Origin of the sequence: Oxalobacteraceae sp. CFBP 8761, from assembly GCA_014841595.1 — a bacterium.
Taxonomy (GTDB): Bacteria; Pseudomonadota; Gammaproteobacteria; order Burkholderiales; family Burkholderiaceae_D; genus Telluria.
In genome coordinates, this window is record JACYUE010000001.1 from 2,105,112 (window position 1) to 2,120,603 (window position 15,492).

Consider the following 15,492-nt stretch of genomic DNA (forward strand, 5'->3'; position numbering starts at 1 on the left):
TCCGTTTGGCAGTGTCAACAGGTATTCGCGCCCGAGCCAAGTCTTGCCGCACTCTGGCGCGAAACGTGTCGAAACCGGTACACAGGGTTTTGAGAGGCGAACCAACCATTCTGCTTGGCGAAATGAAAGCGTTCGCGGTGCCGACAGTTGTCGTTGAAATGCACCCGTCCGCTCAAGGCTTCGGATCCCATCCTTCGCCCTCATTGAATCCCGAGAACACGGCGCCGCGATTGGCCAGTGGCCGCGCTTCGTGTTCGTCCATCTCGTATCCGCCGAGATGTGCCACCTCGCCGTTGGCGAACGTATTGCCCGCTTCGCGCCAGCCGGCACGCGCCGTCCCTTGCACCGGATTCGGCTGCGGTTCGCGCAGCCACGCGCTGCGGGCGATGTGCGCGCCGATCGTGCAGCCGATGAAGGCGACGTTGTCCCAGGTGTGCGCGGTGCCGGGCGAACGGGCGAGGTACGTGCCGCCCGGCGGCGGCAGGTTGCCGGCCGGTCCGCTGTCTGAGGTCAGGCGCGAGCGCAGGAACACGAAGCCGGGATCGTCACGGGCGACGGTGCGGGCCTGGACCAGATAGCCGCCATTCGCCGGATCCGCGCTGTCGCCGACGCTGCGCAGTTCGCTTTCTTCGAACAGCGCGGCGCGGTTGTACCCCCAGATGAAGTCGACGTTGCCTTCGATGAGCGAGCGGTAGATCCAGGCATAGCCGGTCAGCTGGATCGTATCCTGCTCGCTCGTCAAATGGGCGTTGCGCACGACCAGCCGGCCCTTGTCGTTGCTGAAGAAGAGGGCTTCGGCCTGCGCTGACGGGTCCGCGCTGCGCCGCGTCGTGTTGTGCAGCGCGATGTCGCGGATCTCGAGCAGGTCGCTGTCCTGGACCAGGAACAGGGAGCGTCCGCCACCGATGCCGGCGCTGCCCGCGTCCTGTCCGGCGCCAGAGCCGGGATTGCGCGCCTCGCTGTTCGCCGCGCGGATAATGGTCGCTTCACGGCTTTGCCCGCGCAGCATCACGTTGTCCTTGCCCTGCAGATAAAGCAGCTCGGGATAGACGCCATCGCGCACATTGACCGTCACCGGTTTTGCACGCGGCAGCACCATCACGTGGTCCAGCGCGCCCTGGACGGTGCGAAAATCGGCGCGGCCATCGTCGTCGACGGTCACGCTGTCGCCCACCGGGCGATAGGGCGTCGTGCGAAAGGTCCAGCGTGCGCCCTTGAAGCGGCGGTCGCGCAGCAGCGCCGCATCGACCAGCACATCGTAGTCGGTATCGGTGGCGAGCTGCTGCGGCAGACGGACGCGCAGCGTGTTGCCCTCGATGTCGATCGCGTGATGGCGCACGACGCGCTGGCGAGCGGCGGGGCCAAGCGTCAGCACAGTCTCGCCAGGCCGGACCAATGCAACGAGTGCACCATCGTGGCGGCGCACGACGCGCACGCTGCCGGCACCGCTCAATACCGGCGCGTGCCTGAATGTCAGCCGGATGGGCGTGTCTGGTGGCACACCGCGTTCGGCGTGGGCAGGCTGCAGCGTCCCTTGTGGCAGCAGCGTGTGTGCCGGTGCACGCGATGGGGCGCCAACGGTTGCCTCGAACGCTGCTTGCTGCCACGGTCCGCCGGTTACGGTGATGGTTGAGCGGCCAGGCTGCCGCGGCGTCACGTACGCGGCGCCATCCCGCAGTTCGACCGTGGCGACCTGCGGATCGGACGACGCTGCGCGCAAGTCGGCTCCAGTGATCGCGATGCGTTCGGGCGGGTCACCGGCCTGCAGCGCCAGCGAGGTCGTTGCGAGTTTCAGCCGGACGCCCGCCGCTGGCAGCGTCGCAGGCCCGTCACGCACGTCGAGCACCGTGTGCTGTGCGGCGTCCCATGCTGCCCCTTGCTCGGCTGGCACTGGCGCGATCCGCGCCGACGTCACCCGTTCGCCATCGAGCCACAGCGACACCTCGCCGGCCTGGCTGGCAAAGCGCAGCACGACCGGCTGGCCCGCCAGCGGCGCCCGACGCCGCACCTGTTTCAGTCGCACCGTGGTTGCGCCAGTCCCTTCGAGCAGCGCGATCTGCAGCGCCGCCCCGCCGTCGGCCAGCGCGATGCTGGCACCCTGCCAGCGACCGCTGTCATCCTGGCGTGCCTTGAGCGTGAAAGGCGCCGCGCCGTCCTTCACGACCAGCTTGACGTCGACCACGCCGTCGCCCGCATCGGGTACGCGCGGTCCGGCGTGCGTCAGTACATGCTGCGCGACGTCGGCCGCGGGCAGTGGCGCGAACGAGTAGGGCACGCGCCAGCCGACGTCGCCCTCAAAGCCGCAGTCAGCGAGCGGCTGCCCATTCAGCAGCGAGCCAGTATCGGCATACACGCCGCGACTGCTGGCCAGGCTGCCGCCGGGATCGCGCACCACGTGCCCGCACTTGGCGGCGCCCGCGATCGCATACGAATTCGCATGCGAGATGACGTGCGCTTCGTGCGCAACACCGACGCTGTAACCATGCGGGTAGGCCGGATGGGCGCGGGCGCCCACGTGGTAGTTGTTCAGCAGGTGGACCTGGCCATAGCGCACACGCGGCGCGCGCTCGCTGACGTTCTCGAACAGATTGCCCTTGAACGTCACGCGCAAGTGGCTGCGGTCGCCCGTCGCGCGATCGGCGCCGCCCACCAGCGTGTTCTTTTCGTGCAGGGCGAAGTGGTTGTATGTGACGCTGACGAAGTCCGATGCGCTCGTGATATCGAGCGCGCCGTCGTGGCACTGCTTCGGCATGCCGTTTTCAACCGGTTGCGTGTCGTCCGTGACCGGTGCATCGGTGAAGCGGTTATGGTCGATCCAGACGTGGTGCGCATTGGTCACGCTGATGGCGTCGTACTGCGAATTCCAGTTGCCCCTGGCGCCATCCTGTGGGTCCCAGCGCGGCGCAATATCGCACGGATTGCGCAGCGCCAGGTTGCGCACGATGACCTGCGACACGCCGGATACGACCAGGCTCGCATTGACGAAGCCGGCGCCAGTAACGACGCCCACCAGCGTGGTATTGGCCGGGATGCGAACGACGCTGCGGCGCGCCTGGTCCTGGCTGTCGGCGAATGGCCAGCCTTCGCTCATGTCGATCGTTGCGGCCACGCGCACGATACGTGCTGGCGCCGGAGTCGACGTTATAGCGCGAAGCGCGTCGCGCAGTTGCGCTGCAGTGCGCACGGTGTAGACGTTGGCAGGCACGGCAAGCGCGCCGCCGCGTGTGCCGCCTTCCTGCGCTGCCCAGCCGTCGTCCGGCGCATGCTGCCGCTCAGTCATGGTGCCGGCGCCGGCCAGCGCGAGCGCGAGTGCGGCAACCGCGGCGCTCATCGCGCGCTCCCGAGTGCGCGCGCCAGGGGCGGCACTGCTTGCAGCAGCGCGCCCGTCATCGCAGCCGCGACACGCGCAGCGCCCGCTGGCCCCAGATGGGTATGGTCGAAGTTGGCGCCAGCCCTGGCCAGTGCGTCCGCGCGTGCCGGTCCGATGGCCTGTACATCGGCCATCGACAGCCAATTCAGGTCGACCAGTGGTGTCTCCGTGGCGGTGGCGACGCGGCGCACGGCCGCCGACCACGGCGCCAGGTCATCCTGCACCCAGGCGCCGCGGAAACTGCGGCGCGTCAGCGGCGTCACCAGCACGGGCACCGCGCCAAGCGCACGCGCCTCGTTCACATAACGTGCCAGGTTCGCGGGAAATTCGTGCACGAGATCGGTCGATCGTCCCGGCTTGCCCGGCTGGTCGTTGTGACCGAACTGGATCAGGACATACGTGGCGCCAAAGCCGGCCGGTGCGCGCAGCAGCGCCTCGACCTCATCCCACCGGCCTTCGGCGCGAAAGCTGCCGGAACTGCGTCCGCCCCGCGCCAGATCGATGCATGCGGTCTCGGGCGAGAAGCGGGCGCACAGCGCGTCGCCATAGCCCGTGCTGCTGGCCATGGTGGAGTCGCCGACAAGGATGATCCGCACTGGCGGCGCAGATGCAGGCGCTGCAGACGTGGCGTGCGCGCTGGCAGCGGCGCAGATGAGCAGATAGGGAAGGGCGCGATCAAGCAGCATGGGCAAACTCCACAAAGTTTGCCGATTCTATTTTGGCCTGACCAATTAAGCAAGCGGTCAGGCCATTTGATCTCGCAAGTTAGCTGAAGACTAGCCGCGCGAGAACGTACGCGTCACGCGTTCGAGGTGCGCGCGCATCGCGGCGCGGGCGCCGCTGGCGTCATGCGACGCGATCGCCGCCAGGATGTTGCGGTGGTCGAGCAGTGTCTGCTTGCGCAGCTCTTCGGTCTGGAAGTGTTCTTTCAGCTTGTGCCACAGGCTGCCGCGCTGGGCCCACAGGTATTCGATCACGCCCACCATTGCCGTGTTGCCGGTGGCACGGGCCAGCGCCAGGTGGAAGTTGCGGTCGGCATGTTCGTTGCTGGCGCGGTCGTCGTGCTGGCGCTCCATCTCTTCGACGGCCTTGAGGATCGCGTCGATGTCGCGGTCGGTGGCATTCTTGGCAGCGAGGGCAGCGATCTCGGATTCGATCATGCGGCGCGCAGCGAGCACCTCGAACGGTCCCGGGCCTTCTTCTGGCACCTCGGCGGGCGCCACCGCCTTTTCACTGACATACACGCCGGAGCCGCCGCGCACCTCGACGATACCTGACAGCTCGAGCACGATCAGCGCTTCGCGCAGCGATGCGCGGCTCACTTCCAGCTTGGCAGCCAGTTCACGCTCGGCAGGCAGGCGCGTGCCGGGCTGGATCTTGTCGTCGCGGATCAGCTCCTGGATGCGGGCGGCGACCACGCGATAAAGTCGTGGTTCGGGCTGGTTTGGCTCGGTGGACGCGGGTAGTTTTTTCATCGGGGGCAGGCGCTCCCGGCAGCGTTGCCGGGTGGAGGGAATCGTCCCGTGATTCTAATTTGGCCAGACCAATCCCGCAAGGCGGACCTACCAATACTGAGAAGAAAGGATGACTGGTCATAAGATGTCTGACATCTAAGTTTGGCGTGCGGTGTTGTTGGTATAATCGCGCCCATCCAGTCCCTATTTGAAGCGAGCAGCCATGGTCCCCACGCAGCGCAGGCAGCGCAATCTCGCCCAGAGCGTCATCGAACAGGTCGGCGCAGCGGTCAAGCAGGGCATCCTCAAGCCCGGCGACAAGCTGCCGACCGAATCGTCCCTGATGGCGCAGCATGGCGTCAGCCGCACCGTCGTGCGCGAGGCGATTTCACACCTGCAGGCATCCGGCCTGGTGCAGACCCGGCACGGCATCGGGACCTTCGTGCTGGAGCGCCCGCAGACGGGCCTGGGGCTCGACGCCGAACACATCCTGACGCTGCGCGACGTGCTGGCGATTCTTGAATTACGTATCGGCGTCGAGACTGAAACGGCAGGGCTGGCGGCCAGCCGCCGCAGTGAAGAGCAGGTGCGCGAACTGGCTGGCGCGCTGGATGAAATGCAGCAGGCAATGGCCGAAGGCATCTCGGCGGTGGAGGCCGACAAACGCTTCCACCTGCTCATTGCCCAGGCCACTGGCAACCGGTATTTCGTCGATATCCTGGCCCAGTTGGGTAACGCCATCATCCCGCGTGCGCGCCTGAACACACCTGGGCTCGAGCAGGACAAGCCCGCCGATTTCCTCGAGCGCGTCAGCCGCGAACACGACGATATCTTCCGCGCGATCGAGCGGCGCGACCCGGAAGCCGCGCGCGCCGCGATGCGCACCCATTTGTCCAACAGCCGTGAACGTCTGGTGCAGGCGCAGCGCCGTCTGGAAAACGCAATCGGCTGACGCAGTAATATTTTGCTTGCGGGTTAAACCATTTCAGTTGTACGATGACTTACAACCTAGTCGTCAACACAAACACACTGAACGGAGACTTTCGCATGCATCCCCTGGAACTCAAGCAAACCCTGTCGCACGGCCTGCTTTCCTTCCCGATCACCGACTTCGACGCCCAAGGCGATTTCAACCCAGCCGGCTACGCCGCGCGCCTCGAATGGCTTGCGCCGTTTGGCGCGACCGCGCTGTTTGCTGCCGGCGGTACCGGCGAATACTTTTCGCTCAACGGTGAAGAATACGGCCAGATCATCAAGACGGCGGTCGACACCTGCGCCGGCGTGGTGCCGATCCTGGCCGGCTGCGGTGGTCCCACCCGCACCGCCATCGCCCACGCACAGGAAGCCGAGCGCCAGGGCGCCAAGGGCCTGCTGCTGCTGCCACACTACCTGACCGAAGCCAGCCAGGACGGCCTGGTCGCGCACGTCGAAGCGGTGTGCCGCTCCGTGCAGATCGGCGTCGTCGTCTACAACCGCGCAGCCTGCCGCTTGACCCCGGATTCGCTGGCCAAGCTGGCCGACCGTTGCCCGAACCTCATTGGCTTCAAGGACGGCATCGGCGACATCGAACTGATGGTCTCGATCTGGCGCCGCATGGGCGACCGCTTCAGCTATCTGGGCGGCCTGCCAACTGCCGAAGTCTATGCCGGCGCCTACAAGGCGCTGGGCACCCCGGTGTATTCGTCGGCCGTGTTCAATTTCGTGCCACAACTGGCGATGGACTTCTATCACGCCACCGCTGCCGGCGACACTGCCACCACCAACCGCCTGATCGACGAATTCTTCCTGCCGTACCTGGAGATCCGCAACCGCAAGGCCGGCTATGCCGTCTCGATCATCAAGGCCGGTGCACGCCTGGTCGGCCATGGCGCGGGCCCCGTGCGGCCACCGCTGACCGATCTGACGGCCGAAGAAGATGCGATGCTGCTGGCGCTGATCCAGAAGCAGGGAGCCATCTGATCATGACCATCCTCGGTGAAATGATCATTGGCCAGTCGTGCCTGCGCGGCACGGGCGGCGAGGTGTTCGGCTTCAACCCGGCCACCCGCACGAATCTCGAGCCGGCCTTTGGCCAGGCGACGCCTGACGATGTCGAGCGCGCCTGCACGCTGGCCGCGCAAGCGTTCGACCCGTACCGCGCGCTGCCGCTCGAGGCGCGCGCTGCGTTCCTCGAGATGGTGGCCGAAGAAATCCTGGCGATCGGCCCCGAGCTGATCGAGCGCGCGCAACTGGAAACGGGCCTGCCGCAGGCCCGCCTGGAAGGTGAGCGCATGCGCACCGTCACCCAGTTGCGCCTGTTTGCCAAAGTCGTGCGCGACGGGTATTTCATGGACGCGACCATCGACAGCGCCATGCCAGAGCGCACGCCGCCACGGCCCGATCTGCGCCTGCGCAAGATCGGCCTCGGTCCGGTCGTCGTGTTCGGCGCCAGTAACTTCCCACTGGCGTTCTCGGTCGCGGGCGGCGATACGGCGTCGGCGCTGGCCGCCGGTTGCCCGGTCGTGGTCAAGGCGCACGGCGCCCACCCCGGCACGTCGGAGCTGGTCGGGCGCGCCGTGCAGCGCGCCGTCAAGGCCAGTGGCTTGCCGGAAGGCGTGTTCTCGATGCTGTTCGGCGATGGCCGCACGGTCGGCCAGCAGCTTGTGGCCCATCCGGCGATCAAGGCCGTGGGCTTCACCGGCTCGCGTCAGGGTGGCCTGGCACTGCTGCGCACCGCCGCCGCGCGCGCTGAACCGATTCCCGTGTACGCCGAAATGAGCAGCGTGAATCCCGTGTTCCTGCTGCCCGCTGCATTGCAGGCCGGCGGCGCGACGCTGGCCCAGGGCTTCGTCGATTCGCTGACGCTCGGCGTCGGCCAGTTCTGCACCAACCCGGGCCTCGTGTTCGCCCTGGCCGGCGCCGAACTGGATGCCTTCGTCGATGCGAGCGCCGCGGCGCTGGGCGCCAAGGGCGCCGGCACGATGCTCACCGCCGGCATCCATGACGCCTACACGAAAGGCGTGAGCGCCTTCGGCGCGGTCGATGGCCTGCAACTGGTCGCGCAAGGCACGACTGAAGGAAGCGGCTGCGCTGCGCAGGCTGCGCTGTATGTGTGCGATGCCGCCACGTACATGGGCAACCCGGCGTTAGAGGATGAAGTGTTCGGTCCGTGCGCGGTGCTGGTGCGCTTTACCGACGCCGCCCAAATGTTGCAGGCAGCAGAACACCTGCACGGGCAGCTGACCGTCACGGTCCATGCACGCGAAGGCGACCTCGATCTGGCTGCTGCGCTGCTGCCGATAGTGGAGCGCAAGGCAGGCCGCGTACTGTTCAATGGCTTCCCGACCGGCGTCGAAGTGGCGCACGCGATGGTGCACGGCGGCCCGTTCCCGGCCACGAGCGACAGCCGCACGACGTCGGTTGGCGCCAGTGCGATCGATCGCTTCCTGCGCCCGGTGTGCTACCAGAACGTGCCGGGCAGCCTGCTGCCCGAGGCGCTGCGCGACGACAATCCGCTGGGCCTGGCACGTCTGCAGGACGGCGCATTGCAGGCAGCCGGGGGGAAGTAACGCACCAGCCCTGATGCAGCACCAGCCGGAGGAGACGCCGGCTGTCACCCAACTTGAAAAGAACTGATCACCATGAATCAGCAAGTCATCGACGTAACACCGGCGCAGTCGGTGGTGGGCAGATATCGCTGGACGATCTGCGCGCTGCTGTTCTTCGCCACCACCATCAATTACCTGGACCGCCAGGTCCTGAGCCTGCTCGCACCGGTGCTCACCGAGCAGTTCAACTGGACGAACACCGACTACGCCAACATCACGGCGACCTTCCAGTTCGTGTACGCGATCTCGATGCTGTTTGCGGGCCGCGTGATCGACCGCATGGGCACCAAGCGCGCCTACGTGCTGGCGATCGTCGTCTGGTCGCTGGGCGCCATCGGTCATGCGTACGCAATCGGCATCGGCGAAGCGGTCAACACGGTATTCACCAGCGTCGGCCTGGCCGTGGTGCCCGTGTCGGTGGCCGGCTTCATGATCGGCCGCGCGGTGCTGGCCATTGGCGAAGCCGGTAACTTCCCGGCCGCGATCAAGGCCACTGCCGAATACTTCCCGAAACGCGAGCGCTCGTTCGCCACCGGCATCTTCAATTCGGGTGCCAATGTCGGCGCGATCCTGGCGCCACTGACCGTGCCGCTGATCGCTGCGCACTGGGGCTGGCAGTCGGCGTTCATCGTCATTGGCGGCATCGGCTTCTTGTGGATGGGCCTCTGGATCTGGCTGTACGATGCGCCGGAACGCCAGCCGCGCCTGAAGGCGGCCGAACTGGCCTACATCAACAGCGACGCCGGCGTGGTGGCGGCGCCCACCGGCAAGCCCGTCAAGGGCTCGTGGTTCAAGCTGCTGGGCTACCGCCAGACCTGGGCCTTCGCCTTCGGCAAATTCATGACCGACGGCGTCTGGTGGTTCTTCCTGTTCTGGCTCCCCAAATACATGTCGGCGCAATACGGCATGTCGGCCACCGACATGATCATCCCGCTCGCGGTCCTGTACAGCATGACAATGGTAGGCAGCATTGGCGGCGGCTGGTTGCCGACCTGGTTCCTGAACCGGGGCGCCGACATCTATCATGGCCGCATGAAGGCCATGCTGATCATCGCCCTGTGCCCGCTGGTCGTGCTGCTCGCGCAACCGCTCGGCTACCTGGGCTTCTGGGTGCCGGTGATCCTGATCGGCGTTGGCGCCTCGGCGCACCAGGCCTGGTCGGCCAACCTGTTCACGACCGTTTCGGACATGTTCCCGAAACACAGCGTCGGCTCGGTTGTCGGCATCGGTGGCATGGCCGGTGGCCTGGGCGGCGTGCTGCTCACCAAGCTCGGGGGCTGGCTGTTCGACCATTACGGCGCGCTCGGCCAGTTGCAGACCGGGTATATGATCATGTTCTCGATCTGCGCCGTGGCCTACCTGGTGGCGTGGACAGTCATGAAAATGCTGGTGCCGCAGCACCGTGAAATCAAGGGGTTGTAATCGATGTCTGCTGAAGTAGAACGCGTCGGGGGCGTGCATTGCGCCACCGGTGAAAGCCCGCTGTGGCATGCGGGGCAGGCTGCCTGGTATTGGGTGGACATCCCTGCGCGCCGCATCTGGCGCAGCGACCAGGCCAGCGGCGCTTTGCAGCATTGGACGGCACCTGAAATGGTGGCCTGCATTGCCGCGGACAGCGATGGCGGCCTGATCGCCGGCATGGAAACGGGCGTGTTTCGCCTGACGCTGGGGGCCGATGGAACGGTCGATGCACGCCGCCTGGCCGCGCCGCCTGACGTGGAGCTGGGCGAGGGCATGCGTTTCAACGACGGGCGCTGCGACCGGCAGGGCCGGTTCTGGAGCGGCACCATGTTCATGGACATGGGCGCCGCACGCGCGGTGGGCGGGCTGTATCGCTACAGCACCGCTGCAGGCCTGCATGGGCCTGTCGTTCGGAACTTGCTGACGCAGAACGGCCTGGCCTTCTCGCCGGATGGCCGCACGATGTACCTGTCCGACTCGCACCCGCAACGGCGCCTCGTGTGGGCCTACGATTACGATCCCGATGCCGGCCTGCCGAGCAATGAGCGGATATTTCTCGACCTGGCGGGGCAACGGGGCCGGCCCGACGGGGCGGCGGTCGACGTCGATGGCTGCTACTGGAGCTGCGCCAACGATGGCGGTGTGGTGCAGCGCTTCACGCCGCAAGGCAAGCTTGATCGTGAAATTGCGCTGCCGATGGCCAAGCCGTCGATGTGCGCATTTGGCGGCCCGGCGCTCGACCTGCTGCTCGTGACGTCGATTGATCCGGCAGGGGCGGCCAATCCTGGTGGCGACGCCGGTTCGGTCGTCATCCTGCGGCCGGGCGTGCAGGGTATCGCAGAGACGCCATTCGCCGTTTGAACGGCCAAATGTGAACAAGCCGCGACACCGGTTGCCCGGGTCGCGGCTTGCGCATTACACGACTGCTGATCGAACTAATCCAAATGAATTACTTCGAAGCGTCCTGCATTTTTTCGCCAGCGCGCTCGACGCTACGGCCAGCAGCAGCGGTTGCGTCGCTGGTGGCTTCTTTAGCGGCAGCAGCTGCTTCGCGGCTTTCCTGACGCACTTCGGCGCCAGCAGCTTCGATACGTGCACCGGCACGGTCGGTAGCGGCGTCGATACGCTGACCAGCAGCGTCCAGATTGGCTTCAGCTTTGTCAGCTGCAACTTCCATCTTGTCGCCAGCGCGTTCAGCAGCTGCATCAGCAGCAGCGACGGCTTCTTTAGATTCCTGAGCGACGGTTGCGCCTGCGTTGTCGACGGCTGCGCCGGCTTCTTGTGCAGGGCCCATATTGTCGTTTTTGTTGCAACCGGCCAGCATCGCGACGCTCAGCATCAGGGCGGAAATGGTAATCGTGGTTTTCATGGGGTGCTCCTTAAAATTAAATGTTGTCGTTTAGCTTACACCAGCTGCTAATTCTTTGACTCACGCCCCGACCGCAATCGTGCGCGACAGACGTATTAAAACATTTCCAAAACTCATCGGCTGTGCGCTAGATAACTTAACAACAATTCAGCGTGTGGCGACAACAATGCGGGATCGGCGACGCAGACGCGAAGTTCCCGGTTTGCCCACGCGTCGTCCAGCGCGACGATGGCGACGGACAGCTCGCGGGCAAAGCGGATGGCGGCCGCCTCGGGCAGCATGGCGATGCCGACATCCTGCGCCACCAGCTGCGCGATGGCGTCGAAGCTCGGCGCCCGTACGCGCACCTTCAACGGCCGGCCGTTGTGGATCGCCCTCGCTTCAATGAAATGCTGCATCGGCCGTTCCGGCGGCAGACACACGAACGCGTATTCAAAGGCGTCCCGCAGCTTCATCGTCGCGCGCTGCGCCAGCGCATGGCCGGCCGGCACCAGCATCACCAGGCGATCGCTGCGAAAGGGCAGCGAGATCATCTCGCCGGTCGTCACGTTCCCATCGAAAATGCCCAGCTCGATCTCGCCGGCGCGTACCGCCGCCACGATATCGCGGCTGGCGCGTTCGTCCAGTTGCAGGTCGACTTGAGGGTGGTCCGCCAAAAATTCGCCAAGGGCCGCTGGCAGGAAGGTGCTGATCGCCACTGTAGTGCCGGCCAGGTGCACCGACATGCGGCGTCCACCGCGCAGGTCGCGCACGGTCTCGCGCAACTGCTCCGTTTCATTGACAATGCGCGCGGCCCGCTCGAGGATGAAGCGTCCTGAGGGCGTTGGCGTCATGCCGGCCGCCGAGCGGGTAAATACGACTATGCCGGTGTCCTGCTCGAACCCGCGCAGGCGGTTGCTGGCCGCGGACAGGGCGATGGGGAAGCGTTCGGCGGCCTTGCTCAGGCTGCCAGCGGCCTCGATGGCCAGTAACAGGCGAAGATCGGTCAGGTCGATGTGCATGGGGTTTCTCGCTCGGCGAAGGCCTGATTCAGTATTGGCGCATTCTAGCCCGTCTTGTTTCGCGGCAAAATAAGGCCTTGACGATGACGTGATAACGGCTGAGACGAAGATGAGCGATTTGACATGGGTAGGCCGCTGGGCGCAGGACGGACGGCTGTATGCGATTCTGGCCGCCACGGGAATGAGCATGAAGGCGGTGTTCGTCAAGCTGGGCTACGCGGCCGCGCCAGTGGATGCATTGACCATGCTGGCGCTGCGCATGGGTTTTGCGCTGCCGCTGTTCCTGGGCCTGGCCTGGATGGCGCGCGATCCGCAGGCAGCCCGGTTGACGCCGAAGGACTGGCTGCACATCGCAACCCTGGGCTTCTTCGGCTATTACCTGGCGAGCCTGTTCGATTTCTATGGCCTCGAAACCATCACGGCCGGGCTTGAACGGCTGATCCTGTACCTGTACCCGACGCTGGTGCTGTTGTTCCAGGTCTGTCTCACCAAACAGTACCCGTCGAGCCGTACCTTGCAGGCGCTGGGCATCTGTTACCTGGGCCTCGGCGTCGGCTTCATCCACGACCTGCACGTGACCGGCATGAGCAGCGAGCTCCTGACTGGTGCTGCATGGGTATTTGCCAGCGCCGTGGCGTACGCGCTGTACTTCGTCGGCACCGGCGCGGTCGTCAAGCGGATCGGCGCGATGCGCCTGGCAGGCCTGGCAGGCAGCGCATCGTGCTTGTTCGTGCTGCTGCATTTCACGCTGGCCGGTGACCGCGCCGCCCTCACGACGCTGCCGCCAGCGGTCTGGCTCAATAGCAGTCTGATGGCCGTGGTATCGACCGTGGTGCCGATCTATTGGCTGTCGCTGGCGATTGCCCGCCTCGGCGCATCGCGGACGGCGGCGATCGGCAATCTCGGCCCGGTACTGACGGTGTTCGCTTCGTGGCTGCTGCTGGGAGAGCCGTTGTCCGTATTCCAGTTGGGCGGGTTGGCGCTGGTGATCCTGGGTGTGGCGCGGCTCAAGCCGAAGGCGCAGCCAGCGGCGACGGCTGCACCGAAACGGGCGTCGGCATGACAGCATCGAACAAGCCGCGGCCATCCCAGCGCGGCAAGTGCGAGATGGTCCGCGCCGGAACAGCCCGGTCCGTATACGCCGGCCCAAGCGACGCCAAAAAGCGTGGGAACGCGCGGCAGTAGGTCGACTGGATGCCGGCCAGGCGCGCCAGTAGCGCGTAGTCGATCACGGTGTCGCGCGGCATGGCGTCGATCACCTGTGCCACGCGTTCGTGCCAGTCATCTGACCACGCGGACAGCAATGGGCCCAGGTCGCGTACGGTGTCGCCGGTACAAATTGCGCCGCCTTGCACGACGCGCGCCAGCACGCCACGTCGGGCGCCAATCCTGGCGGCGACGTGCGCGCCATGCAGGTCGAGCCGGCCGCACGCTTCGCATGCGAACATCAGGCGCACCTGCGCCTGGTCCCCGATCTGCAGCACGGTGCCGGAGGGCAGGGCGTCGATGGGCGTATCGAGCAGCAGGTTCTCGCGCAGCGCGTGGGGAGCGAGATTCAAATCAGCATAGGTCGCGCTGCTCGCCAGCAGCAGCTGGCGGGGCGATGCCGGGTCGCGGTGGCGGTCGCCATCGATCCCCGCGCCGGCCATGAGCATGAGCCGCTCGACCGTCTGCGGCGCGGCGCTGCCAGTCGGACGGAGCGACAGGCTGGCCAGTTTCACCCGGTCACCATCATCGGTCAGCGTTACTTCGGCGCCTGCAACGCCGCCGCCGCAGCGCGGTACTTGGCGGCATTGGGCACGTCCGTCCACGCCGGCTTGACCGGATCGTTGGCGATGTCCTGCAACGCCACGGCGATCATGCGGTTCACGCTGGCCAGGTTGTCGTAGTCGACCTTGTCCCAGGTGTCGTCCTTGCCGTGGTAATCGGGGAAGCCGAACGCTACGCACAGCGTGTGAGCCGGCACGCCGGCATCGGCCAGCGCCTGGTTGTCGCTGCGCGCAAAATAGCGGTCGCTGTTGGTCGGGTGCTTCCAGAAGCGGATGCCGGTCTGTTCGCCTGCGCGTTGCAGCGTCGTGCCCACCGTCGAATAGTCAAAGCCGGTCATCGTGGCGGAGCGCAACTGCGGGCCTTCGCCGTCGTCGGTGCGGCCAAGCTGCTCGAGGTTCAGGTTCATCACGGTGTCCTTCAGCGGGAACACGGGATGCTTCGCGTAGTAGCGCGAGCCGAGCAGGCCCAGTTCTTCGCCGAACAGCGCGACGAACACGATGCTGCGGCGTGGACGTTCCTTTTGCGCCGCCATGCTGGCGGCGATCTCGATGACCGAGACGGTGCCGCTGCCATCGTCGTTGGCGCCGTTGAAGATCTCGCCATCGCGGATGCCCAGGTGATCGTAGTGCGCGCTGAGCATCACGTAGGTGCTTTTCAGGGCCGGGTCCGAACCGCGCAGCACGCCGATCACGTTGCGCAGCTTGGTCGGCGTGATCTCGGGTGCGACGATCTTCGCGGCGACGGTGGCGCCGCCCTGTTCGAGTGCGGTCGCGGCATCGGCTGCATGCACCAGCACGACCGGCGCGCCGCCTTTTGCCACTGCGAAGCCCGGATCGATCAGCCAGCCACCCTGCGTGCGCGCCTGACGGCGTTCGCGGTCGATCAGTACGATCAGCGCCGGCTTGCTTTTCAGTTTGGCTTGCAGCGCGGCGCCCGCGCCGGGGATTGCGGCGGCCGGTACGACCAGCACCTTGCCGTTGGCTTTGTCCGGATCGTCGAGCGCCGCCTGCCAGGTCATGAAGACGGCAGGGGTGTGCGCCAGCGTGACCGGATCGACGAAGTTGGCCGATGCGCCCGTGCCGTTAAGTGTCATGGTCTTGCCGCCAGCCGTCACCGTCAAGGCGATGTCCTGCGGGCTGCGCCTGGCGTATTGCCAGTTCGCGGTCTGGAAGTAGCCGTCGTCGCCCGCCGCCTCAAGCCCCGCGCGGCGGAACTGCGCCGCGATGTATTCAGCCGCCAGGTCAACGCCGCGCGACGGCGTGCCGCGCCCTTCGAGCAGGTCGGACGACAGGAACGACAGGTGGCCGCGCAGCGAGTCGGCCGAGATGCTGGAGGTCAGCGCATCGCGCCCCGAAGTCTGCGGCCCCTGGGCCGAGGTGGCGCACCCGGTCAGGGCGAGGGCGATGGAAATGGACAGCGCGGAGGCAAGGTGACGCATGCGAGGACTTCCGTGGATTGATGAGGATGGCAATATGACATG

At 66.2% G+C, this 15,492-nt stretch carries 13 protein-coding genes; 6 read left to right on the forward strand and 7 right to left on the reverse strand.

The genetic code is table 11. The features are described 5' to 3' along the window. Positions 1-172 precede the first annotated feature (172 nt). The 3 genes from IFU00_09260 to IFU00_09270 form a co-directional block, all read right to left on the reverse strand. Positions 173-3,331: a hypothetical protein gene (locus tag IFU00_09260; GenBank protein ID MBD8542469.1), complete on the reverse strand. Its 3,159-nt coding sequence runs from the start codon at positions 3,329-3,331 to the stop codon at positions 173-175. After that, positions 3,328-4,056 carry a rhamnogalacturonan acetylesterase gene (locus IFU00_09265; protein ID MBD8542470.1) on the reverse strand — a complete coding sequence of 243 codons (729 nt, stop codon included), beginning with the start codon at positions 4,054-4,056 and terminating at the stop codon, positions 3,328-3,330. The genes IFU00_09260 and IFU00_09265 overlap by 4 nt, the downstream gene beginning before the upstream one ends. Before the next feature lie 90 nt (positions 4,057-4,146). After that, on the reverse strand, positions 4,147-4,845 hold the full coding sequence (locus IFU00_09270) for a FadR family transcriptional regulator (GenBank protein ID MBD8542471.1): 699 nt from the start codon (positions 4,843-4,845) through the stop codon (positions 4,147-4,149). A 202-nt stretch (positions 4,846-5,047) separates the two neighbouring features. On the opposite strand from IFU00_09270, the gene IFU00_09275 reads away from it, so the two are divergent. From IFU00_09275 to IFU00_09295, 5 genes are all read left to right on the forward strand, one after another. Next, positions 5,048-5,776: a FadR family transcriptional regulator gene (locus IFU00_09275; GenBank protein ID MBD8542472.1), complete on the forward strand. Its 729-nt coding sequence runs from the start codon at positions 5,048-5,050 to the stop codon at positions 5,774-5,776. Positions 5,777-5,871: 95 nt separating this feature from the next. Beyond that, positions 5,872-6,783 (forward strand): 5-dehydro-4-deoxyglucarate dehydratase, encoded by a 912-nt coding sequence (kdgD, locus tag IFU00_09280; GenBank protein MBD8542473.1) that lies wholly within the window; start codon positions 5,872-5,874, stop codon positions 6,781-6,783. A 2-nt stretch (positions 6,784-6,785) separates the two neighbouring features. Next, on the forward strand, positions 6,786-8,372 hold the full coding sequence (locus tag IFU00_09285) for an aldehyde dehydrogenase (NADP(+)) (protein MBD8542474.1): 1,587 nt from the start codon (positions 6,786-6,788) through the stop codon (positions 8,370-8,372). Positions 8,373-8,444: 72 nt separating this feature from the next. Continuing rightward, entirely contained in the window at positions 8,445-9,833 is a 1,389-nt protein-coding gene (locus IFU00_09290; protein MBD8542475.1) for an MFS transporter, read from the forward strand. 3 nt (positions 9,834-9,836) lie between these two features. Further along, positions 9,837-10,733 carry an SMP-30/gluconolactonase/LRE family protein gene (locus tag IFU00_09295; protein ID MBD8542476.1) on the forward strand — a complete coding sequence of 299 codons (897 nt, stop codon included), beginning with the start codon at positions 9,837-9,839 and terminating at the stop codon, positions 10,731-10,733. A gap of 88 nt (positions 10,734-10,821) precedes the next feature. On the opposite strand, the gene IFU00_09300 is transcribed toward IFU00_09295, so the two are convergent. Both IFU00_09300 and IFU00_09305 read right to left on the reverse strand, forming a co-directional pair. Then, the gene (locus tag IFU00_09300) at positions 10,822-11,241 is read right to left on the reverse strand and encodes a hypothetical protein (GenBank protein MBD8542477.1); all 420 of its coding nucleotides are present in this window, start codon (positions 11,239-11,241) and stop codon (positions 10,822-10,824) included. A gap of 113 nt (positions 11,242-11,354) precedes the next feature. Continuing rightward, entirely contained in the window at positions 11,355-12,242 is an 888-nt protein-coding gene (locus tag IFU00_09305) for a LysR family transcriptional regulator (GenBank protein ID MBD8542478.1), read from the reverse strand. 109 nt (positions 12,243-12,351) lie between these two features. Here IFU00_09305 and IFU00_09310 point away from each other — a divergent pair, with 109 nt between their 5' ends. Beyond that, the gene (locus IFU00_09310) at positions 12,352-13,305 is read left to right on the forward strand and encodes a DMT family transporter (protein MBD8542479.1); all 954 of its coding nucleotides are present in this window, start codon (positions 12,352-12,354) and stop codon (positions 13,303-13,305) included. On the opposite strand, the gene IFU00_09315 is transcribed toward IFU00_09310, so the two are convergent. After that, positions 13,250-13,897: an MOSC domain-containing protein gene (locus IFU00_09315; GenBank protein ID MBD8542480.1), complete on the reverse strand. Its 648-nt coding sequence runs from the start codon at positions 13,895-13,897 to the stop codon at positions 13,250-13,252. The two genes, IFU00_09310 and IFU00_09315, sit on opposite strands and share 56 nt — an antisense overlap. 89 nt (positions 13,898-13,986) lie before the next feature. Then, the gene (locus IFU00_09320) at positions 13,987-15,450 is read right to left on the reverse strand and encodes a M20/M25/M40 family metallo-hydrolase (protein ID MBD8542481.1); all 1,464 of its coding nucleotides are present in this window, start codon (positions 15,448-15,450) and stop codon (positions 13,987-13,989) included. Positions 15,451-15,492: the final 42 nt, after the last annotated feature.

What these genes read in the sequence shown, in the direction of transcription:
- IFU00_09290 (MBD8542475.1), top strand. Translation starts at nt 8,445, where the DNA reads ATGAATCAGCAAGTCATCGACGTAACACCGGCGCAGTCGGTGGTGGGC.
- IFU00_09315 (MBD8542480.1), bottom strand. Translation starts at nt 13,897, where the DNA reads ATGCTCATGGCCGGCGCGGGGATCGATGGCGACCGCCACCGCGACCCG.
- IFU00_09275 (MBD8542472.1), top strand. Translation starts at nt 5,048, where the DNA reads ATGGTCCCCACGCAGCGCAGGCAGCGCAATCTCGCCCAGAGCGTCATC.
- IFU00_09285 (MBD8542474.1), top strand. Translation starts at nt 6,786, where the DNA reads ATGACCATCCTCGGTGAAATGATCATTGGCCAGTCGTGCCTGCGCGGC.
- IFU00_09260 (MBD8542469.1), bottom strand. Translation starts at nt 3,331, where the DNA reads ATGAGCGCCGCGGTTGCCGCACTCGCGCTCGCGCTGGCCGGCGCCGGC.
- IFU00_09300 (MBD8542477.1), bottom strand. Translation starts at nt 11,241, where the DNA reads ATGAAAACCACGATTACCATTTCCGCCCTGATGCTGAGCGTCGCGATG.
- IFU00_09305 (MBD8542478.1), bottom strand. Translation starts at nt 12,242, where the DNA reads ATGCACATCGACCTGACCGATCTTCGCCTGTTACTGGCCATCGAGGCC.
- IFU00_09310 (MBD8542479.1), top strand. Translation starts at nt 12,352, where the DNA reads ATGAGCGATTTGACATGGGTAGGCCGCTGGGCGCAGGACGGACGGCTG.
- IFU00_09295 (MBD8542476.1), top strand. Translation starts at nt 9,837, where the DNA reads ATGTCTGCTGAAGTAGAACGCGTCGGGGGCGTGCATTGCGCCACCGGT.
- IFU00_09265 (MBD8542470.1), bottom strand. Translation starts at nt 4,056, where the DNA reads ATGCTGCTTGATCGCGCCCTTCCCTATCTGCTCATCTGCGCCGCTGCC.
- kdgD (MBD8542473.1), top strand. Translation starts at nt 5,872, where the DNA reads ATGCATCCCCTGGAACTCAAGCAAACCCTGTCGCACGGCCTGCTTTCC.
- IFU00_09270 (MBD8542471.1), bottom strand. Translation starts at nt 4,845, where the DNA reads ATGAAAAAACTACCCGCGTCCACCGAGCCAAACCAGCCCGAACCACGA.
- IFU00_09320 (MBD8542481.1), bottom strand. Translation starts at nt 15,450, where the DNA reads ATGCGTCACCTTGCCTCCGCGCTGTCCATTTCCATCGCCCTCGCCCTG.